The following is a 23188-nucleotide window of genomic DNA, read 5'->3' on the forward strand; positions in this document are numbered from 1 at the left end:
CTCGGACAAGACAGGCCGCAAGCCGGTCTGTCCAGCCCGGGCATCAGCTCGGATTGTCCAGCGTGAACAGGTCGGCATCCTCGTCATAGGCGAAGTATTCGCCATAGCGGGCCCAGTTCGTCACCGCCTTCAAGGTCGTCGCGGCATAGTCCTCCGACATATGGTCCTCCAGCTCGTCGCGGAAGCGCCTTGCCGGAGCCCTGTGGCTGGAGCGCTCGTCGAGCACCCGCCTTATATGGGCGGCAAGCGGCACATAGGCCGCGAGCTGCTGGGCGAAGAGGCGCTTGCGGCCGTCGACATCGCTGTCGGCGAAGCGTAAGCCCGCGGCGGTCAGCCTGATGTCGCCGCCTTCGAGATCGGCGAAGCGCAGCAGCTGCAGCGTCTCGGCGACCGGGAAGAGGTCGTCGATCTCCAGATGCAATTCGGCCGCGAGCGGCGGCAGGTCTGCCTCGCCCTGATAGGGCGCGCCCGCGATCGTCTCGATCAGCCCCGCCATCAGATTGGTCGAGACCCGTGGCAGCGCCATGGTGATGCCGGTGCCGGGGAAGAAGCCGTCGCGCGCCGGCGTGCCGGCCTTCGCGGTCATGCGGGCATAGATGTCCTCGACCAGAGTGCGGAAGGCGGGATCGAGGCGGCCACGCGGCTGCGGCAGCTCGACCTTCAGCTCGGCGATGACCCGGCCGGGATTGGAGCCGAAGATCAGGATGCGGTCGCACATCAGCACGGCCTCCTCGATATTGTGCGTCACCATCAGGATCGCCTCGATCGGCATCCGCCCTTCACACCAGAGGTCGAGCAGATCGGTGCGCAGCGTCTCGGCGGTGAGGACGTCGAGCGCCGAGAACGGCTCGTCCATCAGCAGCACCTTGGGATGGACCACGAGGGCGCGCGCCAGTCCGACACGCTGGCGCATGCCGCCGGAGAGCTCCTTCGGATAGGCGCTCTCGAAGCCGTCGAGGCCGATCAGATCGATAGCCGCGAGCGCGCGCTTGCGCCGCTCGGTCGGTACGACGCCCTGCGCCTCCAGCCCGAGCTCGACATTCTCCAGCACGCTCAGCCAGGGGAAAAGCGCAAAGCTCTGGAACACCACGGCGACGCCCGAGCTGGGCCCGGTCACCGTCCGCCCCTCGAAGGTGACGGTGCCGCCGCTCGGCTGGATCAGCCCGGCGATCGCCCGCAGCAGCGTCGACTTGCCCGAGCCGGAGCGGCCGAGCAGGCCGACGATCTCGCCGGGCCTGAGCTCGACATCGACCTTGTCAAGCACGACGAGCGAGCCGGCCGCGCCCTTGTCATAGCTCTGGCAGACCTCTTTGGCGCTGACGAGCGGAGTGGCCTTCTCGGCCTTGAAATCGCGGGTCGCTACGATCTCGTTCATGGCGGCATCCTCCTGCGAAAAGGGTCAGTCGAGGCGCATCCGGCGTTCCGCCATCACGTAGAGCGGGCGCCAGAGCAGGCGGTTGAAGAGCGTGACGAAGAGCGACATGACGGCGATGCCGAGCACGACGCGCGGGAAGTCGCCGGTCTCGGTCGCCTTGGCGATATAGGCGCCGAGGCCATAGGCCTCGAGCCTGGTGTCGCCCCAGCTCGCGACTTCGGCGACGATGCTGGCGTTCCAGGAACCGCCGGACGCAGTAAGGGCACCGGTGACGTAATAGGGAAAGATCCCCGGCAGCATGACGCGCCGCCACCAGGTCCACGAGCGCAGCTGATAAACGCTCGCCGCCTCGCGCAGATCGGTCGGGAAGGCGCTCGCCCCGGCGATGACGTTGAACAGGATGTACCATTGCGTGCCGAGCACCATCAGCGGCGAGAGCCAGATATCGGGGCTGGCGCCGGTCGCGACGATGGCGATGACGGTGAACGGGAACAGCACGTTCGCCGGGAAGGCGGCGAGGAACTGCGCCACCGGCTGGACGCGCTCGGCGACGGCCGGACGCAGCCCGATCCAGACGCCGACCGGGACCCAGATCAGGCTGGCGACGGCGATCAGCACGGTGACGCGCAGCAGCGTGACGAGGCCGCGCGCCAGCGGATCCCAGGCATCGGACCAGGACAGGCTCTGCCCGAGATAGACGATGGCGGTCCACATCGCCCAGAAGCCGAGCCCGAGGACTAGAGCGATCCAGGCCCGGTCGAGCGCCTTGCCGGTACCGGCACTGACCTCACGGCGCGCCGACGGCGCACCGCGGAACCGCACCAGCAGCAGCCGGCCGCCCAGCCAGGCGAGCGGAGCCGTCAGGCGCTTGAGCAGGCGGGTGCGCCGGGCGAGGCTGTGGACCCAGGAGCGCGGCTTCTGCTGGCCGGCGGTCTGCTCGAAGCGGAACTTGTCGGCCCAGGCGACGATCGGCCGGAACAGCAGCTGGTCGTAGAGGCCGATCACGATCGCCATCGCCAGCACTGCCCAGGCCACGGCGGCGAAGTCCTGCTCCTTGATGGCGAGCGCCAGCCAGGAGCCGAGGCCCGGCAACTGCACGGTGGTATCGCCGACGGTGATCGCCTCGGAGGCGACGACGAAGAACCAGCCGCCGGACATCGACATCATCGTGTTCCAGATCAGGCCGGGCATGGCGAAGGGTGCCTCCAGCCGCCAGAAGCGCTGCCAGGACGACAGCCCGAAGCTGCGGCTGACTTCGTCGAGATCACGCGGGACCGTCCGCAGCGACTGGTAGAAGGAGAAGGCCATGTTCCAGGCCTGGCTGGTGAAGATCGCGAAGATCGAGGCGCATTCGGCGCCGAGCTGGCTGCCCGGGAACAGCCCCATGAAGAAGGTGACGGTGAAGGTCAGGAAGCCCAGCACCGGCACCGATTGCAGGATGTCGAGCGCCGGGATGATCACCATCTCGGCGCGCCGGCTCTTGGCCGCCAGCGTCGCTATCGTGAAGGTGAAGACCAGCGAGGCGATGATCGCCGCGAACATCCGCATCGTCGTGCGCAGCGCATAATCCGGCAGCAGCGCCGGATCGAGCACGACCGGCTCCGCCACGAGACCGGGCAGCGGCGCACGCATCGCCGCAGCGCCGTGCAGCGCGAGGACGGCGAGCGCGACCAGCAGTGCGAGCGCGGCGAGGTCGTAGAGATTGGGCAGGACGCGGTTGCGCGCCAGGGTGGCGAGCGCGCTGCGGCGGGCCGCGTGGTTTATTGTAGACACCATGGCCCACCTCTTCGATCCCGGTGGGGCCGTCCAACGAGCGAGCGGGCACGCATGACGACGCGCGCCGCAGTGGTCGCTGCGCGCGATCGGTAGGCATGGCCACGTTGCTGCGACGGAAAGCCGGTAGTTGCGGAGCGCTTCGCGGTCAGCGCCGCGAAGACGTCCGCTCTCTGCGCCCTGGAGCAGCCGCGATCAATCGGACGATGGGATCGCGGCCGATACCTTGGTATAGCGCTGCCGCCACGCCCGGCAGCTCTGGATCAATCGGCGCGGCCGCGCGCCTCGACCGGCCATTGCGCCACCAGATCGGCACCGCGCACGACGTGCAGCACGTCGTGCAGGTTGATCGTCGGGTCGCAATGCGGGACCGTGCATTCGACGACCGTTCCGATCTGCAGCGCGCCCTGCCCTTCCGATGGCAGGATGCGGCCGAACTCGTCGCCGCACCATTCGATCCGCCCGACCAGTGCGCCGTTCAGGAAGACACGTGGCGGCGGCCCGTCGAGCGCAAAGCTCTTGCTGCCGCCATCGGTGATGGCGAAGCCGAGCGAACTGTGGCCGATCACGGTGACGGCGATGCGCAGCGCCGGCTTGAACTCCGACCCGCCGCGGCCATGCATGTCGACGCTGTCATAGGCCTCGTCCATGAAGACATAGGAACCGGCCTGGATCTCGGTCAGCAACCGGTCCTCGCCATCGAGGAGATGGCTGCCGGTGCCGCCGCCCGAGACGATCTCCGGCGCGAAGCCTGCCTCGCGCAAAGCGTGGAGCATTGAGGCAAGCAACCGGCCCATCTCCTGGTTGGCGGCACGGCGCGCGGCGAAGTCGTCGATGTGCTGGACACGGCCCTGATAGGCCTGGACGCCGCGATAGCGCAGCCCTTCCAGTCCGGATACGAGCCTCGCCAGCTCGACCGCCTCGGCCGGCGTCGCAACGCCGCTGCGCTTCAACCCGACATCGAGATCAACCAACACGTCGAAAGCCGTGCCATGTCGCTGCGCCGCCTCAGCATAAGCCGTCGCAAGAGCGGCCCGATCGACCACAACGCCGATGCGCCCACCGGCCGCCGCAGCGCGCGCCAGCGCGTCGATCTTGGCGGGGCTGGCGATCGGGGCGCTGAGCAGGAGGTCCCGGACACCGCCCTCGAACAGTGCCAGCAATTCGCCCGGCTTGGCGCAGCAATTGCCGAGCGCCCCAGCTGCCATCTGCCGGCGGGTGATCTCGGCGCATTTATGCGATTTCGCATGCGGCCTGAGGTTGAGCCCGGCCTTGCGGCAGGTCTGCGCCATCAGCGCGATATTGTGCTCGAACAGGTCGAGGTCGAGCACGGCCACCGGCGTCTCCAGCCGCGCCCGGCCGGCGGGCACGCCGACGAGTTTTTGGTTGAGCGCAGCTGCACCGAACAAGGGCGTGCTCATGTCCTTGCCTCCGCAAGTGCGACGCGTCGGTGGGTCGTGGCGTCGCGATCGATGCTCACGCCATCGGCAGCGAAGACCACGCCGTAGTCGCGCGCGGCCCCCTCCGCCGTGACCTTCCCTTCCCGTAGGTCGTCTTCGACGCGAATGGGATCGCGCAGCAGCGCATCGCCATAGCCGCCGCCCCCGGCCCCGATCAGGCGGAAGACGTCGCCTGCGCGTGCGGTGAAACTCTCCATCGGCATGGTCGGCAGGCCCTGCTCCGTGCCGTCGGCGCGGATCAAGAGGTGAGCGGAAGGCGCTCCGGGACTGCCGCCCTCGAAGCCGAAGGGCGGATGGTCGCGGCGATCACCGCGCAGCACGAAGCGGATCGGCGCGAGGAAGCGGAACTCGCGGACGAAGGAAAGCCCGCCGCGGAACTCGCCCGGCCCGCCCGTATCCGGCACGAGCCCATAGCGCAGCACCTCGACCGGCATGTCGGCTTCGATCATCTCGACCGGCTGGTTGGAGAGGTTGGCGGCAGGGTTGGAGATGCCCTCGATGCCGTCCTTGCCGGCGCGGGCGCCCCAGGTGCCGACCACCATCTCGTTGAGCACGAAGGGCCGCCCCTCATGCGTGCCGCCGGCGGCCAGCAGATAGGGCCCGCCCTCGGAACCGCCCATGGCCCGCTCGGGCACGATCTGGGCGAGCGCCTGCATGATCACATCGAAGACGCGGTACCCGACGACGCCGCGCGCCCCGCAGGCGGCCGGATAGCGCGGGTTGACCAGGCAGCCCTCGGGCGCGCGGACCGTGATGGGCCGCAGATATCCCTCGCAATTCGGGATGTCCTGCTGCGACAGGCAGCGTATGGCGCAGAACGAGGCCGATTCCGGCAGCGAGATCGGGCAGTTGATCGAGGCCGCGACCTGCTCGGCCGTGCCGGTGAAGTCGATGTCGATCGTGTCGTCGGCGACGGTGACGGTCGCGACGATCGGCAGCGGCTCAGGGGTCTCGCCGACGCCGTCGATATAGTCGGTGGCGCGATAGATGCCGTTCGGCAGCGCGCGGATGACGTCGCGCATCATCGCCTCGGCATGGTCGTGCAGTGCGTCGATATAGGCATCCAGCTCCTGCGCGCCGTAGCGGCCGATCAGCGTCTTCAGCCCCTCCTCGGCGACGTTGCAGGCGGCGATCTGGGCGCGGATGTCGCCGAGCACCTCGACCGGCGAACGTGTGTTCGCCTCGAGGATGCGGAAGACGGCGTCGACCGGCTCGCCGGCATCATAGAGCTTGAGCAGCGGCAGGCGCAGGCCTTCCTGCTGGATCTCGGTCGCATAGATCGCGACGCTGCCGGGCACGATGCCGCCGAGATCGGTGTGATGCGCCACCGTAGCGGCAAAACCCGAGAGTCGCCCGGCGACGAAGATCGGCTTCAGGATGTAGATGTCAGGCAGATGCTGGCCGCCCGAGCCATAGGGGTCGTTGGCGATCAGCACATCGCCCGGTTTCAGCCCGTCGCCATAGCGCTCGCGGACGAAGCCCATGATCCGCGGGAAGGAGCAGAGCTGGATCGGCAGGGTCAGGCCCTGCGCGATCACCCGGCCCTTCGCGTCGCAGAGCGCGGTCGAGTAGTCCATGATGTCGCGCACGACGGGCGAATAGGCCGAGCGCATCACGATCAGCGCCATCTCGTCGGCGGTCGAGGCCAGCGCGTTGCGGATCACTTCGAGGGTGATCGGGTCGATCTCGCGCGTGCTCATGCGGCCTCCAGGGCGATGTCGATATTGCCGGCCTCATCGAGCCGCGCGCTCTGACCGGGGCCGACCACGCAGGTGCAGTCGTATTCCTCGATGACGAAGGGCCCGCGCCGCGCCGTCGCGTCGAGATCGGCACGGCCGATCACGGCGATCGAGGCCGCGGCCCCGCCGGCGTTGAAGGAGACAGCCCGGTCGGCCCGGCGCATAGGCGCTTCCGCCGCGAATTGCTGGCGGGGGGCTATCAGCGGCAGGCGCGCCGTCAGGCGGGCGTTGACGAGATGGACCGCATCCTTCTGCGAACGATGGCCATAGGTGCGCTCATGCTCGCGGTGGAACAGCTCGCTGAGCTCGGCGAGATCGAAGCGTTTCGCCGGTACGGTCAGTTCATAGGCCTGCCCGACATAGCGCAGGTCGGCGGCATAGCGGAACTCCGCCTGCGCGAGATCGTAGCCTTCGAGCGCGAGGATACGGCTGGCATCGGTGCCGAGTTCGGCGAAGAGCTGTTCCAGCCCGGCATCGTCGAGTTCCCCTGCCCGCCGCCGCGACGGCCGCACGAACTCCTGCTCGACATCGGAACGCAGCAGGCCGAGCGCGCTGAAAACGCCGGCAGCTCGCGGGACGATGACGCGCCGGATGCCGAGCGCCATCGCGACCTCCGCCGCGACCACCGGGCCATTGCCACCGAAGGCGACCAGGGTCGCCTGGCGCGGATCGCGGCCGCGATAGGTCGAGACCGCCTTGACCGCCCGCGTCATGGTGGTGACCGCGAGCGTCAGCACGCCGCGCGCCGTCTGCTGGAGGTCGAGGCCGAGCGGGCGGGCGACCTGGTCGTTCAGCGCGGCGCGGCCGGCATCAGCCTTGAGCGGGAAGCTGCCGCCGGCCAGCGCCACGTCGTTGATGTAGCCGAGTGTCAGGAAGGCGTCGGTCAGTGTCGCCTGCTTGCCGCCCAGCCCGTAGCAGACGGGCCCCGGATATGCGCCTGCACTCTGAGGGCCGACCGAGACCTGGTTCATCTTGTCGATGGCGACGATGCTGCCGCCCCCCGCGCCGATCTCGGAGACGTCGATGAAGGGCATCTTGATCGGGTAGCCGCCGCCCTTGACCAGCTTGCTCGACAGGTTGATGCCAGCGCCGACCTCGTATTCGGTGGTGCGGGCCGGTTCGCCATGCTCGATCAGAGCCGCCTTGGCGGTGGTGCCGCCCATGTCGAAGGAGATGATGCTGGGCTCGTCACCGCCTGAGACCAATCGCGCGCAGGCGATGACGCCCGCGGCCGGACCGGATTCGACCAGCGAAGCCGCCCTCTTCACCGCCGAGCCCAGCCGCATGATACCGCCGCCGGAATGCATCATCTCGACCTGGCAGGTGACGCCGATCGAGGCGAGCCGCGCCGTCAGCGCGCTGGCATAGTTGCGCACGACCGGGCCGATATAGGCGTTCACCACCACGGTCGAGGTCCGCTCGTATTCGCGGATCTCCGGCAGGATCTCCGAGCCCCGGCAGATATAGACGGCCTCCCCGAGCTCAGCCCGCAGGATCTCCTCAGCCTCGATCTCGTGCCGGGGATCGGCGTAGGCGTGCAGGAAGCTGATCGCCACCGCTTCGACGCCCTCCTCGCGGAAGCGCTGCGCCGCCGCGATCACGCCTTCACGCGACAGCGGCACGCGCACGGAACCGTCGGGGCCGAGCCGCTCGCTGACCTCGAGCCGCAGGCGCCGCGCCGCCAGCGGCTTCGGCTTGTCGTATTGCAGGTCGTAGAGCACCGGGATGCGCAGGCGGCGCATCTCGAGCACGTCGCGGAAGCCTGCAGTCGTCAGGAGCCCGGTGCGGGCACCCTTGTATTCGAGGATGGCGTTGGTCGCGACCGTCGTCGCATGGACGATGCCGGTGATGCGGTCGGGCGTGGTCTGGTAGTCCTCGACCAGCGCCTTCAGCGCCTGGGCGATGCCGCGGCTGTAATCGTCCGGGGTCGAGGGCACCTTGCGGGTCTCGATCAGCCCGTCGTCGCGCGCGACCACGACATCGGTGAAGGTTCCGCCGATATCGATGCCGATCCGGTAGCTATGCTGCGCCATGGATGTCTTCCCGGGGTTCTGGAGCCGCCGCGTCGGCACGGACCGGCAACGGCGTGCGCCGGCCGGCGAGGCCTTTCGGCACGGCGGCGATGAGGGCTTGGGTGTAGGGGTGCTGCGGGCGGCCCAGCACATCGAGGCAAGGTCCCTGCTCGACGATCGCGCCCTTGCACATCACGACGATGCGGCTGCACAGCGTACGCACCAGAGCGAGATCGTGGCTGATGAAGAGCAGCGTCAGGCCAAGCTCGCGCGTGAGGCGCGAGAGCAGATTGATCACCTGCGCCTGCAGCGAGACGTCGAGCGCCGAGACCGGCTCGTCGGCGATCAGCACTTCCGGCTTCATCGCCAAGGCGCGGGCGAGACCAATGCGCTGGCGCTGGCCGCCGGAGAGCTCATGCGGCAGGCGTGCCCCGATCTCGGGGCCGAGCCCGACCAGCGTCAGCAGGTCGGCGATCTCGCTCTCGCGCAGCGCCTTGGGTACGCCGCACAGCGCCAGCGTCTCGCCGAGGCAACGCGCCACGCTCTTGCGCGGGTTCAGTGCGCTGCTCGAATCCTGGAAGACCATCTGCACGCGCCGGCGCCAGGGCCCGGCATGGTCGCGCATCAGCTCCGCCATCGACTGGCCGTCTAGCAACACCTCTCCGGACGTCGGCTGCGCCAGCCCGACCGCGAGCCCTGCCAAAGTCGATTTGCCTGAGCCGCTCTCGCCGACGATGCCGACGACGTCGCCGCGCATCACGTCGAGGCTGACTTCGTCGAGCGCGACGAGCCGGCTGTCGCGTCCGAGCAAGCGATCGAGCAGCCCGCCTTGCGGGAAGGATTTCGAGACGCCGCGCAGCGACAGGATCGGGCCGGTCATCGCGGCCTCCAGCAGGCGGTGCGGTGTCCGGCTTCGGCGATCAGCGCCGGCATCTCACTGGCGCAGGATTCTATGGCGTCGGGGCAGCGTGGCGAGAAGGGGCAGCCTACCGGCAGGCGCCCGAGCCGCGGCGGCGCGCCCTCGATCGCGGTGAGCGGGCCGACCGGGCCCGAGAGGCTCGGCACGCAGGCCTTGAGCAGGCTGGTATAGGGATGGCGCGGGGCGCGCTCGATCGCCTCGACCGGCCCGTCCTCGACGACCTTGCCGCCATACATCACAACGACGCGATCGACGATCTCGGCGACGAGCTGCAGGTTGTGCGAGATGAAGACGACGGCGAGGCCGAGCTCGCGGCGCAGTTCCGCGATCAGGTCGACGATCTGCGCCTGGACGGTGACGTCGAGCGCGGTCGTCGGCTCATCGGCGATCAAGAGGCGCGGCCGGCAGGCGATGGCCATCGCAATCAGCGCGCGCTGGCGCATGCCGCCGGAGAATTCATGCGGATAGGAGGCGAGGCGCTTGCCGGCATCACGGATGCCGACGCGCTCCAGTGCTTCCGCCGCTATGCGCCGCGCCTCGCCGATCGAAACATGGCGATGCGCCCGCACTACATCGGTGATCTGGCGGCCGATAGTCAGCGCCGGGTTGAGCGAGCTCTGCGGGTCCTGGAAGACCATGGCGATGTCGCGCCCACGCAGCGCCCGCACGCGCTTTTCATCGGCGACGAGCAAGTCTTCGCCGTCGAAGAGTACGCGCCCGCCAGTGGCGCGGGCCGGCGCACCGAGCAGGCGCATCACCGCGAGCATGCTGAGGCTCTTGCCCGAGCCGGATTCGCCGACGATGCCGACGGCTTCGCCAGGCGCGACGGAAAAGTCGACGCCGCGCACCGCCTCGACCATGCCGCCACCGGCTGAACGAAAGCCGACGCGCAGGCCCTCGACGCGGAGCAGGACCGGGCTCATGCGACCAGCGTCCTGGCTTCGCTGCGCGGATCGAACAGCTCGCGCACCGCATCACCCAGGAGGTTGAAGCCGATCACGGTCAGCGAGATGGCAAGGCCCGGGAAGACCGGCAGCCACCATTCGCCGGAATAGATCGCGCTGCGGGCATCGGAGAGCATGGTGCCCCAGCTCGGCTGCGGCGGCTGCACGCCGAGGCCGACGAAGCTGATCGAGGCCTCGATGACGATGCCGATCGCGACCAGCAGCGTGCCCTGCACGATGATCGGCGACAGGCAGTTGGGCAGCACGTCGCCAATGATGATCTGCCAGTGCGAAGCGCCCTGCAGGAAGCGGGCACGGACATAGTCGGCCCCGGCGATGCGCTTGGCGACCGCATAGGTGACGCGGGCGAAGACCGGCGAGAACAGGCAGCCGACGAGGACGACGATCTTGACCTCGTTCGGCAGGAGCAGCGGCCCGACTGGCAATGGGCCGACACCAAGGACGCCGACGATCGCGATCGCCCAGACCAGCAGCGGGATCGAGGCGACGCCGTCGACGATGCGCATCACGACCTGCTCGCCGAGCCCGCCCTTGTAGGCGGCGAAGATCCCGGCGGAAACGCCGATCAGGGCACCGATCAACACCGCGCCGATCCCGACCGATAGCGAGGCGCGCGCGCCGAACAGAATGCGGCTGAGGACATCGCGGCCACCCTGGTCGGTGCCGAGCCAATGGCTGGCATCGGGCGCAACCAGCCTGTCCTCGATATTGAGCGCGAGCGGGTCATAAGGCGCGATCAGCGGCGCGAAGATCGCAGCGAGCACGATCAGCCCGACGATGCCGGCACCGAGCCAGCCGCTCCAGTCGAGGCCATCGAGGGCTTTGCGCAAATTGCTCATGCCGCCGCCCTCTGGCGCGGATCGAGCACGCGGTTGATCAGGTCGGCACCGAGATTGGCGAAGACGAAGATCGCTGTGAATAGGAAGACGATGCCCTGCAGCAAGAGGAAGTCGCGCTGCGAAATCGCGTTGAGCAACGCCCGCGACAGGCCGGGGATGTTGAAGACCTGCTCGATGATCAGCGCCCAGCCGAACATGTAGCCGAAGGAGAGCGCCGCGAGGTTGACCACCGGCGGCAGCGCATTGACCAGCGCGTAGAACACGACCTGGCGCGACGATAGCCCCATGGCGCGGGCCGTGCGGACATAGTCGCCGCGCAAGGTCTCCTGCAGGCTCGCCTGCGTCATCCGCGCCAATACGGCGATGTAGTAGACCGCAAGCGAGAGCGAAGGCATCAGGATGCTCTGCAAATGCAGCTTGAGGCCGGCCGAGAGCGGGACATAGCCGCCGGGCGGCAGCAGGCGCAGGTCGACGGCGAGGAAGCGGATCAGCACGATGCCGAGCCAGAAGGCCGGGATCGACAGGCCGAGCACCGAGACGAAGCGGCTGACCCGGTCGAAGGTGCCCCCCGGCTTGAGCGCCGCGAGCACGCCGATGCCGATGCCGAAGACGAGGGCTATCAGGAAGGCGAAGAGCACGATCGACAGCGTCACCGGCAGCGCATTGACGATCTCGGCTGCGACGTCGCGGCCAGTGACGAAGGACTTGCCGAAATCCCCGCGCATGACATCGCCGAGCCAGGCGGCGTATTGCGATAGGAACGGCCGGTCGAGGCCATGCGCCTGCTCGAACTGCGTGATCTGCTCAATCGTTGCATCCGCCCCGAGCACGATCCGGGCCGGGGACCCCGGACCGGATCGTGTCAGCGCAAAGAGCGCGAGGCCGACGAAGAGCAGCGTGCCGATCGAGGAGACGATGCGGCCTGCGACGAGGCGGAGCATGGCAGGCTCGCTTCAGACCTTGATCTCGCCCGGTGCGATGGTCAGGCCCTGGTTGACCTTTACATCCTGGAGCGTCTGCCGCCAGAGATTGGAGGCATGGACATAGCCGAGCACGCCGAGCGGCGCGTCGCGGGCGACGAGTGTTTGCAGCTTGCCATAGAGCTCCTTGAGCTTCGGCTCCTCCGTCTCGGCGAAGGCGGCCGCGAGCGTCTGGTTGAACTCGGGATTGTTGTAGCCCGTGCTCTTGGACAGCACCTGCTCCGGTGTCAGGCAGACCTGCATGATGTAGCTCGGCTCGCCCGGCGACATGAAGACCTGCAGCGCCGCCTGGTGCTCGCCGCGGATCGCCTGCTGGATCAGCACCGAGAACTCATAGACCTTGAGGTTGACCTTGATGCCGATCTTGGCGAGCTGGGCCTGCACGAAGATCGCCGCGTCCTTGGTGTCGAGCAGATAGGGCTCGGCCTGGATGCTGAGATCGAACTCTGCACCGCTGGCGTATTTCGATTTGGCGAGCAGGGCTTTCGCCTTGTCGAGATCGAAGCCGAGTTCCTTGTCCGCCTCGGCGTTGAACCACCAGCCGCGCGCCGGCGCCGGCACGGAGGACGGGTCGAGCAGCCCGTAATAGACCTTCTCGCCGATTGTCTTGCGGTCGATCGCGGCGGAGACCGCCTTGCGGAAATTCACGTCGTCGAAGGGTGCCTTCAGATTGTTGGTGTACATCAAGAGCGCACCGCCCAGCGTCGGGCGCGAAGCACCGGTGATGCCCGGCATGGTCTTCAGGCGGTTGAACTCGCGCGGCGGCGGGGCACTGATCAGGTCGACCTGGCCGGTGAGCAGATAGGCGACGCGGGTCGCGTCCTCCGGGATCATCTTGACGACGAGCCGATCCCAGTGCGGCAGGCCTTTGCGCCAGTAGTTCGGGTTCTTCTTGAAGCTGATATAGTCGTTCGGCTTCCACTCCTCGAAGACACCGAACCCGGTGCCGACGCCAGCGGGACGCGACTTGAAATAGTCGTCGCCATGCTCCTTGCGCGAGCCGGCCGGGTAAATGCCCATGTATTTGGTCAGGAAGTAGAGCCAGGGCCCGTAGGGCTCCGACAGCTCGAACTGGACCTTGAGCGGATCCAGCACCGTGACCTTGGTGATGCGGGTGAAGAGCGAGCGGCGCGCCGCCTTGTTGGCGGGATCGAGCAGATAGTCGAAGGAGTATTTCACATCCTCCGCCGTCATCTTCTTGCCGTTGTGGAAGGTGACGTCGTCGCGCAACTCGAAGGTGTAGGTCTTCTTGTCCGCGGAGATCGCCGGCAGCGCCTTGGCGAGTTGCGGTTTCAGCACGCCGTCGACATCGTATTCGACCAGGTTCTCGAACACGGTCTGGCCGAGCACCATGGCGTCGTGATTGAGCTGGTTTATCGGATCGATGGTGATCGGGTTGCTCGGCAGGACGATCGTCAGCGTCTTGCCGTTGTTCGGTTGAGCGTGGAGCAGGCTCGCGGGCAGCAGGCCGCCGAAAACGCCGCCTGCTGCAGCTGCGAGAAACGCACGGCGATTTGTCGGCACGGTCAGCATCGGAGTCCCCCTGTTTTATTGGCAATGCCTTGGCGGCGCCGGAGACCGGCGCCGCGCCGAACGGGGGAAAGCTAGAGCGCCAGGGCGGCGATTAAAAATAAGAAGTGCTTGCCACTCGATTGCCTCTGACTATCGTCTTGAGTCATGCGCTATACCTTCGGTCAGGCGGAAGCGTTCTACTGGGTGGCCCGGCTCGGAGGCTTCCGTGCCGCCGCCCTGCATCTCAACCTGTCGCAGCCGACGGTCAGCCTGCGCATCAAGGAGCTCGAGCGTATCCTCGGCGGCGAATTGTTCGACCGTTCACACTATCGACCAGCGCCGACGACGCTGGGCAATACCATCTATGCCGATGTCGAGCGCATGCTGGCCCATGCCGAGCAGGTGCAGCGCCACAGCAAGGAAGGTCTGCGTGGGAGGAGCCTGCTGCGCATCGGTGCCGCCGATTCCTTCGCCGCCGCCATCCTGCCCGATCTGCTCGCCCAGCTGGCGCGCCGCCACGCCGAATTGCAGGTCGACGTCACCGTCGACTTCAGCACCAAGCTCGAACAGCTATTGCTCGATCGCTCGATCGACATCGCCTTCCTCTCGCAGCCGCGCGCACATGACGGGGTCACCATCGTCCCGCTCTGGCTGATCGACCTCGTCTGGGTGATCGGCGAGAGGCTTCCGTTTCCCGGGAAAGTCGCGACGCCGGAGAATCTCGTCGACCTGCCGATCTTCACCAACAGCTCGCCATCGGGCCTGTTCACCACCATCCAGATGTGGTTCGGCGCGCATGGCCTGAAGCCGCGCCGTCTCAACACCTGCAATCCGCTGACGGTGATCGCCCGTCTCGCCAGTGCCGGCACCGGCGCGGCGATGATCCCGCGCGAAATGATTCATCTTTCGGGTGAGAAGCTCGCGCTCCGCGTGCTCGAAGCCGATCCGCCGATTCCATCGCACAATCTCTGCGCGATGTGGTGGAACAACGAATCCGCCGACGAGTGCGGCTATCTCGCCAATCTCGCCCGCGAGATCGCGACCGGCTGAGTGGCATGGGTGCATCTTGCGCAGGCGGCTTGCGGAATTTGCGGGCGACAGGGGGCATAGCCGCAGAGCCGCTCATGCATTAGGCTCCCTGCGGGCCATCTCATAATAGGCCAGCCAAAACAGGGGATTGTAATGGACGAGCGTACGCTGAGCAGCTTGATCGAGAACGTGAAGGACGGTGCGATTTCCCGTCGCTCCTTCATTCGCAAGCTGGCTGCTGTCGGCATCACGGCGCCGATCGCTTCGCAGATCCTGGCCTGGAACGACGTCGCCATGGCGCAGGCGTCGCTGCAGTACAAGCCAACCAAGGCCGGCGGCGGCGGACCGCTGAAGATCCTGCTCTGGCAGGCTCCGACGCTGCTCAATCCGCATTTCGCCAGCGGCACCAAGGACCAGATCGCCGGGCGCATCTTCTTCGAGCCGCTTGCCGGCTGGGACAAGGACGGCAACCTCACCCCGCAGCTTGCCGCCGAGGTTCCGACAAGGGCCAATGGCGGGCTCTCCGAAGACGGCAAGGTGGTGACCTGGAAGCTGAAGCAGGGCGTCAAATGGCATGACGGCAAGCCGTTCACCGCCGACGACGTCGTCTTCACCTGGGAATACGCCGCCGATCCGGCGACCGCCGCCTACACCACCGGCTCCTACACCAACATCAAGGTCGAGAAGGTCGACGACCACACCGTCAAGGTCATCTTCAAGGAAGCGACTCCGTTCTGGGCCGACCCCTTCGTCGGCGTCGTCGGCCAGATCCTGCCGAAGCATCATTTCGGCGAGTACAAGGGCGCCAAGTCGCGCGAGGCCCCGGCCAATCTGAAGCCGGTCGGCACCGGCCCGTACAAGTTCGCCGAGTTCAAGCCGGGCGACATCCTCACCGGCACCCGCAACGAGGACTATCACGTCAAGAACCAGCCGCATTTCGACACGATCGAGGTCAAGGGCGGCGGCGATGCCGTCTCGGCGGCACGCGCCGTGCTGCAGACCGGCGAATTCGACTATGCCTGGAACCTGCAGGTCGAGGACGAGGTCCTCAAGAAGATGGAGACAGGCGGCCGCGGCAAGGTCAGCGCCGTGCCGTCGGGCGACATCGAGTTCATCATCCTCAACACCACCGATCCCTGGACCGAGGTCGACGGCGAACGCTCCAGCGTCAAGACCAAGCACCCGACCCTGTCGGATCCCAAGGTGCGCCAGGCGTTCAACCTGCTGATCGACCGCGATTCGATCCAGAAGTTCATCTATGGCCGCGGTGGCCGGGCGACGGCGAGCTTCGTCAACGAGCCCAAGCAGTTCCGGTCGCAGAAGCTGAAATACGAGTTCAATATCGAGAAAGCCAACAAGATCCTCGACGAGGCTGGCTGGAAGCGCGGCTCCGACGGCATCCGCGAGAAGGACGGCAAGAAGCTCAAATACGTCTACCAGACCTCGATCAACGCCCCGCGCCAGAAGACGCAGGCGATCATCAAGCAAGCCTGCCAGAAGGCCGGCATCGACCTCGAGCTGAAGTCGGTCACCGCCTCGGTGTTCTTCTCCTCCGACGTGGCGAACCCTGACACCTACACCAAGCTCTATGTCGACATCGAAATGTACACGACCACCCAGCCGCAGCCGGATCCGGAGCGCTTCCTCAACCAGTTCACCTCCTGGGAGATCGCCAACAAGGAGAACAAGTGGCTGGGCCGGAACGTCTCGCGTTATTCCGATCCGGAAGCCGACAAAGCCTACAAGGCTGCCCAGAAGGAACTCGACCCGGCAAAGCGCGCTGCGCTGCTGATCAAGGTCGACGAGATCTTCTGCGAGGCCAATGTGATCCTGCCGCTGCTCTCGCGCACCCGCGTCGCCGCCTCGGCGACCAACCTGATGCACGATCACAGCGGCTGGGACGTCGACACCTGGAACGTGGCTGCCTGGTATCGTAGCTGAGGCTGGCTGAATCGCTCGCGGACGGCTGATACCGTCCGCGAGCTGCCGCTTCCGCGCGAGCCGATCCGGCCCGTTGGTGTCTCATCGCCATCGGGCTCGCGCGGCTCGCTTTAGCGACACCCCGCTTCACGGGAATCCTTGATGGCGACCTATCTTCTAAGGCGATTGCTGATCGCCATTCCGAGCCTGCTCGGTATCAGCCTGATCCTGTTCACGGTCCTGGCGCTGGCGCCGGGCGACCCGTTCTCGGAGATGGCGACCAATCCCAACGTCCCGCCCGAGGTACGCGAGGCGCTCCGCGCCAGCTTCGGCCTCAATGACCCGATCATGGTACGTTATCTGCGCTGGCTCTCCGCCATGGCGCAAGGCGACTGGGGCTTCTCCTTCGCCAGCCGCATCAATGTCGATACCCTGATCCTGCAGCGTGTCCCAACCACCCTCTTCGTCGTCGGAACCTCGCAGATCCTGGCGCTGTGCATCGCGCTGCCCGTCGGCATCTACGCTGCGACGCGGCCCTATTCGATCTTCGACCAGATCGCCAACACGCTCGCCTTCGTCGGCTTCTCGCTGCCGACCTTCTTCACCGGCCTGCTTTTGATCCTGCTGTTCTCGATCAAGCTCGACTGGTTCCCCTTCGTCTACCGCTCCGACATCGCCGCCAGCGGCTGGCGCTGGTACTGGGAGATGTTCCGCCAAGCGATCATGCCGATCACGGTGCTCGGCCTGTTCCAGGCGGCATCCTATACGCGCTATGTCCGTTCCGCCGTGCTCGACGTGATCCGGCTGGATTACGTCACCACAGCGCGCGCGAAGGGCCTGAGCGAGAAGCGGGTCACGCTCCGGCACATCACGCGCAACGCGCTGATCCCGGTGGTGACACTCGTCGCCCTGCAGATGCCCGCGGTCTTCGGCGGCGCCATCGTCACCGAGCAGATCTTCCGGATTCCCGGCATCGGCTCGCTGCTGATCGATGCGATCCTCGCCAACGACACCCCCGTGATCATGGCCGTGACCTTCGTCTTCGCCTGCCTGGTCGTCCTCTTCAACCTCATCGCGGATCTGCTCTATGGCTGGCTCGACCCTCGCATCTCCTTCGGCTGATCCGGCCGTCGGCAACGCCGGGGCGGCCATATCGGTCTCGCCTGGGCGTGAAACCTGGCGGCGCTTCCGGCGCCACAAGCTCGCCATGGCGAGTGCCGTCATCCTCGCTTTGCTGATCCTTGGCGTCGTCGTCGGCCCCTGGATCTGGACCATCCCGATCAACGACATCGACTTCTCGGCGACGTTGCAGGGCCCGTCGCTGGCGCATCCCTTTGGCACCGACGATCTCGGTCAGGATATCCTGGCGCGGATGATGTATGGCGGGCGCATCTCGCTCGCGGTCGGCCTCGCCGCCATGGTGGTCGCGACCACCGTCGGCGTCCTGATCGGCGCCACGGCCGGCATGTCGCGCAAGGTCGCCGATCCCGTGCTGATGTGGGTGACGGACCTCTTCCTGTCGCTGCCGCAGCTGCCGCTGCTGCTGCTGGTGATCTACCTGTTCCGCGAGCAGCTCAAGGCGGTGTTCGGCGTCGAGGGCGGCGTCTTCATCCTGATCGTCGTCGTCATCGGCGGCCTGCGCTGGATGCCGGTGGCGCGGCTGGTGCGGGCGCAGTTCCTCTCGCTGCGCGAGAAGGAGTTCGTCGAAGCGGCCAAGGCCCAGGGCGCCACCAAGTTCCGCCAGATGACGCGCCACATCCTGCCCAACGCGGTCGGCCCGGTCATCGTCGCCTCGACGATCGAGGTCTCCTCGGCGATCATCGCGGAATCGACGCTCTCCTTCCTCGGCCTCGGCTTCCCGCCTGATATCCCGACATGGGGGCGCCTGCTCTTCGACGCCAAGGACCATCTCGACACTGCCCCGCACTGGGCCCTGTTCCCGGGCGCGGCGATCTTCCTGACCGTGCTGTCGATCAACTTCATCGGCGACGGTCTACGGGACGCGCTCGACCCGCGCCGGGTGATCTGAGCACGCGACACACGCCAGGCCGGTAAAGCCGGCCTGGTGGTGCTTTTACTCCATCGTTCGCTCACGTCGGGCGGAAGGGCGGTGGATAGCCCGCCGGGCTTTGACTGCACGGTGAACAGCGGTCAACAATGGGACTCTCGATCGCTTGCGGCGCAGCGATCTCTGCTGAATCGTCCGCTCGGCCGAATCGGGCAGAATCGGAGCACCGATCGGGGGAAAGCAGAGCTGATGGATGCAATCCGCGACCGGCTCGTCATCGTCGAGGATGATCCCGTCACCCGTGCGGTCATCGCCGGCTATTTCACCGACCAGGGCTTCCAGGTCGAGGAAGCCGAGACCATCGTCCAGGCCCGGCAGGCGGTGCGGCGCTTCAGGCCGGACCTGATTTTCATCGACGTCGTCCTGCCCGATGGCGACGGCTTCGAGCTCGCCCGGGAGCTCCAGTCGGTTTCCGATGCCGGCATCATCTTCGTGACCCGGCGCGACGCCGATGTCGATCGGATCGTCGGTCTCGAGCTCGCCGCCGATCACTATGTCAACAAGCCCGTCGACCTACGCGACCTTCTCGCCAGGGCTCGTTCGCTGCTGCGCCGCCGCCGCATCGAGCGCGACACGGCGCGCCGCAACACCGTCGCCACCTTCGGCCCGTTCACGATCGACCTGCTCCGCCGCGAGCTCGCGACGAACAATGGCGAGCCGATGCGCCTGACGAGAGGCGAGTTCGATCTGCTGGCTGCGCTCATCGAGAGCGACGGCTATCCCCTCAGCCGCGACTACTTGATCGAGGTCATCAGCAACCGCTTCACCGATGTCGACGCGCGCAGCGTCGACGCCTTGGTCGCGCGCCTGCGGAAAAAGCTGGGAGACACCGCCAAATCGGGGATCATCGCGACCGTCAGCGGAAAGGGCTACAAAATCGGCGTGCCCGTCGAGCGCGACGTCTAGGCGACTCCCGCCGCGACAGGCGCCTCGTCCTCCAGTCCGGCCAGTGCCGCCAGGGCATCGCCGCGGGCCAGCCCGAGCCCCTCGACTGCAAGCGCAAGCGCCTCCTGCTCCGCGCTCGCCGCGTCGCGTTCGAGTGCGGCGGCGAGCGCGAAGACCTGCCCGAGGCCGACCGCGCCGGCCGAGCTTGCCAATTGATGAGCCAATCGTCTCAACTCGCTCCGCTCGGGAGCCGACAGGGCGGCCTGCATCGCTGTCAGGATCGCCTCGGAAACCGTCGCGAAGAGCGTCACGAGCTGCCGCGTACGCTCATGCCCGATCAGGCGGCGCTGCGTCCGGAAGAACACGACGTCGACGGGCTGCTCGGCCGACAGGGCAACGACCTGGCTCCGGCCGGCACGGTTGCTGCCGCGCCCGATGACCTGCAGCAGGGCCGTGGACGTGATCGGCTTCGACAGGATCGTCGTCAGCCCCGCCGCGCGCATGCGCCGCATCGTTTCCGGCGAGACATCCGCCGTCAGCGCGACGATGCGGGGCTGCGTGATGCCGGGCAGCGCGCGGATCGCCAGGGCGGTCTCTATGCCGTCGATCCCGGTCATGTGCATGTCGAGCAGCACAAGATCGAAGGCGCGCTTGCGCAGCGTCTTGAGGGCCGCCTCGCCGGAGGCCGCGGCCTGCACCTTGTGGCCGGCCTTGCCGACCATCAGCCGCGCGACTTCGCGGGTCACCGGATCGTCGTCGACCACGAGGATCGCCTGCAGTTGGCCTGTCGCGACGTCGCCCGGTCGAGCCGCGGCCTTGGCCGCGACCACCGGGAGCTTGACCGAAAAGGCGCTGCCCTGCCCCTTGGCGCTGACGACGGAAATCGAACCGCCCATCAGCTCCACCAGCTTGCTGCAGATCGCCAGGCCGAGCCCGACCCCGCCATTGCGCCGCCCCGTTTCCGGGTCGACCTGCACGAAATCCCGGAAGATCTGGCGCTGCATCGCCCGGTCGATGCCGATGCCGGTGTCACGCACGTCCAATCTCAGCTCGAGGCTCTTCTCCGAAGGCACGCGCTGCAGCTCGGCGGCGAGCTCCACCTTCCCCCGCTCGGTGAAGCTGATCGCGTTACGCAGCAGGTTGACCAGGATGCGGTGGATCTTGCCGGCATCGCCATGCAGGCGCAGCTCCTCGGATGGAGGGCGCAGCGTCAGGACGAGCCCCTTCTGCTCCGCCAGCGGACGCATCAACGCCACCGCGGCGCCGAGAAGCGCGCCAAGGTCGAAATCCCGCCGATCGAGGCTCTCGGTCCCGGCCTCCAGCCGCGACAGATCGAGCGTCGCATTGGCGAGGTCGACCAATGCCTCGCCCGAGGTCGCGGCCATGGCGACGAGGCGGCGGTCGCGTTGGCTGAGGCGGCGCCGATCGATCAGTTCGAGCACGCCGAGGACACCGGAGAGAGGCGTGCGGATATCGTGCCCGACCACAGCCAGGAACCGCGACTTCGCCCGTGTCGCCTCCTCCGCCGCCTTTTGCCCGGCGGAGGCAAGTCGCAGGGCCTGCTCCAGTGCCGCGGTGCGCTCGGCAACCTTGTCCTCCAGAACCGCGCGGCTTTCCGCGAGACGCTCGGCCATCACGTTGAACTGCTCTCCCAGCTCCTGCAGCTCGTCGCCGGTGTGGATCGCGATCCGCGCGTCGAGCTCGCCCTTGCCGATCCGCGCCGCGCCCTCGTCGAGGACCTTGATCGGCGCGACGAGCCTGCGACTGATCATGATGCCGGCCAGCACCGCGACGAGCAGCGTCAGCAGCAGAAGCATCAGCGAGCGCAGGATCGAGGCATGGATCGGCGCGAAAGCCTCACTCTCCGGCAGGTCGATCACCACGTTCCAGTCGACGTCCGGGACGGCAGTCATGACGGACAGGACGCGCCTGCCCTCGATATCCGTCACCGAAAGCCCGGCCCTCGCCACACCGGCAGCCTCATGCGCGTTCACAAGCGCCGCCAGATTGGTGTTGCGCAGCACGAAGCGCAGGTCGGGGTGCGCAATCAGCCGGCCCGAGCGCGTGACGATATAGGCGCGCCCGGCCTCGCCGACCTTGAGCCGGGACACCAGCTCCCGGATGAAGACGAGATTGACGGTCGCCCGCGCGGTCCAGTTCGGAGGCGAAGCCGCACGCCTCAGCAGCACCATGTGCGGTTCCGAGCCGCGCCGGAACTCGACTTCGCCGTGGAAGCTGCCCTGAGCCTGGGCTGCCTGGAAACCCGGATCGGTCGACCAGTCGGAGCCGCCATCCGCGCGGTCCCGCGCATAGCGCGACAGGAAGAGTTGCTCGCGCCCCGACGGATCGATCAGGCGCAACTCCAGGACGGCCGGAACCTGCCGCATCAGCCGCAGGCCGTCGAGCCGGCGCTCCTCGGGCGAGTTGCTGGTCGCGCCGCTCTGAGAGGCCCAGTCGAGATGATTCATGATCTCGGCGACGAAAGCGCCAATTTTCTGAGCCGCCGCCCTGGCTTGCTCCTGCTGGACCCGGACCAGGAGCGCTCTCTGGTCCGAGAAGGCGAAGAAGGTCGCGATCGCGGTGTTGAGCCCGAGCGCGAGACAGATCGCGACGCCGACGAAGAGCGCGTATTTGCGGGCGAGCTCGCCGCGTCGGCGTGGGAGGTGCCTCTGCCCGGTCAGATCGTCCTGCGTCACGACAGGATCCGTTGCGCGCGAATCCGCAGCGAAGCCGGCAGGACGAGCCCGAGGGCCGTAGCGGCCTTTTCATTGATGACCAGCTCGAAGCTGCGCGAGAACTGCACCGGCAATTCGGCGACGTCGGCCCCTCGCAGGATCAGGTCGATATAGGAGGCGACCATCTCGGCCGTCTCCTCCCGCGCTCCTGCATAAGACATCAGCCCGCCCTGCACGGTGAAGGTGTCGAATGGATAGACGGCGGGCAGGGCCAGGCGCGCCGCGGCGGCGGTGCAGAGCGCGGCATGGCGGAAGGTGAAACTATCCGGCAGGAAGACCAGGCCGCCGCCCGCTCCCTGGCCGGCAAATCCCGCGATCATGCCGTCGATGGCGGAAGGCTCGGTCACCTGGAGGGTCTCGAAGGCCGGCCCGCCTGCGGGCGCGGCCGCCCGCAGGCGGGCGAGATAGGTCGCGCCGGCCGCCGGTGTCGTGCGCGGATTGAAGACCACGCCGATGCGGCGCGTCGCCGGCGCGATCTCGGTCAGCAGCTCGACCCATTTCTCCGACATGGCCGGGTCGTTGTTGCTGAAGCCGGTGGCATTTCCGTCGGGACGTTCGAGCGAGCGCACGAATCCACTTCCGACCGGATCGGAGGCCGTCGAGAACAGCACGGGAATCCGCCGGGTCTCAGCCAGCACCGCCGCAGTCTCGGCGCTGGAGCCGACGACGATGATGTCCGGCGCCTCGCGGACCACCTCGGCGGCGGCCCGGGCAAGCTCGGCGCCACTTGCCCCCCACGCCCTCCAGCCGATGCGCAGATTCTTGCCCTCGATCCAGCCGCGCTCGGCCAGCAGCCGATAGAGCTCGCCGATCCGTGCACTCACGACAGGGTGGTCGAGCGGCAGCCCGACCATGATCGAAATCCGCTTGGCCGGCTCCGCCGAACGGACCGCCCGCCCCGGTATAGCAAGACCGCATGTTGCCAAGGCAACCAGGAGAGAGCGGCGGTGCATGCAGCGAACCAGATGAAGGACGGA

General features: G+C 67.3%; 17 protein-coding genes. 5 read left to right on the forward strand and 12 right to left on the reverse strand.

Annotated features, from left to right (window positions below; all coding sequences use genetic code 11):
- Window positions 1-43: 43 nt before the first annotated feature.
- The 10 genes from ACQKLX_RS07625 to ACQKLX_RS07670 all read right to left on the reverse strand — a co-directional run bounded on the left by ACQKLX_RS07625 (window position 44) and on the right by ACQKLX_RS07670 (window position 13595).
- Window positions 44-1375 carry an ABC transporter ATP-binding protein gene (locus ACQKLX_RS07625; RefSeq protein WP_427360952.1) on the reverse strand — a complete coding sequence of 444 codons (1332 nt, stop codon included), beginning with the start codon at window positions 1373-1375 and terminating at the stop codon, window positions 44-46.
- A 24-nt stretch (window positions 1376-1399) separates the two neighbouring features.
- On the reverse strand, window positions 1400-3151 hold the full coding sequence (locus ACQKLX_RS07630; RefSeq protein WP_427360954.1) for an ABC transporter permease: 1752 nt from the start codon (window positions 3149-3151) through the stop codon (window positions 1400-1402).
- 260 nt (window positions 3152-3411) lie between these two features.
- Window positions 3412-4569 (reverse strand): DSD1 family PLP-dependent enzyme, encoded by a 1158-nt coding sequence (locus ACQKLX_RS07635; RefSeq protein ID WP_427360956.1) that lies wholly within the window; start codon window positions 4567-4569, stop codon window positions 3412-3414.
- Complete coding sequence (locus ACQKLX_RS07640; protein ID WP_427360958.1) at window positions 4566-6308, reverse strand: hydantoinase B/oxoprolinase family protein; 1743 nt, start codon at window positions 6306-6308, stop codon at window positions 4566-4568. Before ACQKLX_RS07640 ends, ACQKLX_RS07635 begins: the two co-directional genes overlap by 4 nt.
- On the reverse strand, window positions 6305-8380 hold the full coding sequence (locus ACQKLX_RS07645) for a hydantoinase/oxoprolinase family protein (protein ID WP_427360960.1): 2076 nt from the start codon (window positions 8378-8380) through the stop codon (window positions 6305-6307). The genes ACQKLX_RS07640 and ACQKLX_RS07645 overlap by 4 nt, the downstream gene beginning before the upstream one ends.
- Window positions 8367-9239: an ATP-binding cassette domain-containing protein gene (locus tag ACQKLX_RS07650; protein ID WP_427360962.1), complete on the reverse strand. Its 873-nt coding sequence runs from the start codon at window positions 9237-9239 to the stop codon at window positions 8367-8369. Before ACQKLX_RS07650 ends, ACQKLX_RS07645 begins: the two co-directional genes overlap by 14 nt.
- Window positions 9236-10201, reverse strand: coding sequence for an ABC transporter ATP-binding protein (locus ACQKLX_RS07655; protein ID WP_427360964.1), 966 nt, complete (start codon window positions 10199-10201; stop codon window positions 9236-9238). Before ACQKLX_RS07655 ends, ACQKLX_RS07650 begins: the two co-directional genes overlap by 4 nt.
- The gene (locus tag ACQKLX_RS07660; protein WP_427360966.1) at window positions 10198-11082 is read right to left on the reverse strand and encodes an ABC transporter permease; all 885 of its coding nucleotides are present in this window, start codon (window positions 11080-11082) and stop codon (window positions 10198-10200) included. The genes ACQKLX_RS07655 and ACQKLX_RS07660 overlap by 4 nt, the downstream gene beginning before the upstream one ends.
- Window positions 11079-12023 (reverse strand): ABC transporter permease, encoded by a 945-nt coding sequence (locus ACQKLX_RS07665; RefSeq protein WP_427360968.1) that lies wholly within the window; start codon window positions 12021-12023, stop codon window positions 11079-11081. The genes ACQKLX_RS07660 and ACQKLX_RS07665 overlap by 4 nt, the downstream gene beginning before the upstream one ends.
- Before the next feature lie 12 nt (window positions 12024-12035).
- Window positions 12036-13595 carry an ABC transporter substrate-binding protein gene (locus tag ACQKLX_RS07670; protein WP_427360970.1) on the reverse strand — a complete coding sequence of 520 codons (1560 nt, stop codon included), beginning with the start codon at window positions 13593-13595 and terminating at the stop codon, window positions 12036-12038.
- 144 nt (window positions 13596-13739) lie between these two features.
- Between ACQKLX_RS07670 and ACQKLX_RS07675 the strand changes: the two genes are divergently transcribed.
- The 5 genes from ACQKLX_RS07675 to ACQKLX_RS07695 all read left to right on the forward strand — a co-directional run bounded on the left by ACQKLX_RS07675 (window position 13740) and on the right by ACQKLX_RS07695 (window position 19497).
- On the forward strand, window positions 13740-14624 hold the full coding sequence (locus tag ACQKLX_RS07675; RefSeq protein ID WP_427360971.1) for a LysR family transcriptional regulator: 885 nt from the start codon (window positions 13740-13742) through the stop codon (window positions 14622-14624).
- A gap of 132 nt (window positions 14625-14756) precedes the next feature.
- Complete coding sequence (locus ACQKLX_RS07680; RefSeq protein ID WP_427360973.1) at window positions 14757-16544, forward strand: peptide ABC transporter substrate-binding protein; 1788 nt, start codon at window positions 14757-14759, stop codon at window positions 16542-16544.
- 141 nt (window positions 16545-16685) lie between these two features.
- Window positions 16686-17645 carry an ABC transporter permease gene (locus ACQKLX_RS07685; protein ID WP_427360975.1) on the forward strand — a complete coding sequence of 320 codons (960 nt, stop codon included), beginning with the start codon at window positions 16686-16688 and terminating at the stop codon, window positions 17643-17645.
- Complete coding sequence (locus tag ACQKLX_RS07690) at window positions 17611-18552, forward strand: ABC transporter permease (protein ID WP_427360977.1); 942 nt, start codon at window positions 17611-17613, stop codon at window positions 18550-18552. The genes ACQKLX_RS07685 and ACQKLX_RS07690 overlap by 35 nt, the downstream gene beginning before the upstream one ends.
- A 228-nt stretch (window positions 18553-18780) precedes the next feature.
- Window positions 18781-19497 carry a response regulator gene (locus ACQKLX_RS07695; protein WP_427360979.1) on the forward strand — a complete coding sequence of 239 codons (717 nt, stop codon included), beginning with the start codon at window positions 18781-18783 and terminating at the stop codon, window positions 19495-19497.
- Here ACQKLX_RS07695 and ACQKLX_RS07700 read toward each other — a convergent pair.
- Together ACQKLX_RS07700 and ACQKLX_RS07705 are read right to left on the reverse strand one after the other, a co-directional pair.
- Window positions 19494-22172 carry an ATP-binding protein gene (locus ACQKLX_RS07700; RefSeq protein ID WP_427360981.1) on the reverse strand — a complete coding sequence of 893 codons (2679 nt, stop codon included), beginning with the start codon at window positions 22170-22172 and terminating at the stop codon, window positions 19494-19496. The genes ACQKLX_RS07695 and ACQKLX_RS07700 overlap by 4 nt on opposite strands.
- Window positions 22169-23065, reverse strand: a complete 897-nt coding sequence (locus ACQKLX_RS07705) for an ABC transporter substrate-binding protein (protein ID WP_427360982.1) — start codon at window positions 23063-23065, stop codon at window positions 22169-22171. Before ACQKLX_RS07705 ends, ACQKLX_RS07700 begins: the two co-directional genes overlap by 4 nt.
- Window positions 23066-23188: the final 123 nt, after the last annotated feature.

It is taken from the genome of Allobosea sp. NPDC003192, from assembly GCF_050275675.1.
Taxonomy (GTDB): Bacteria; Pseudomonadota; Alphaproteobacteria; order Rhizobiales; family Beijerinckiaceae; genus Allobosea.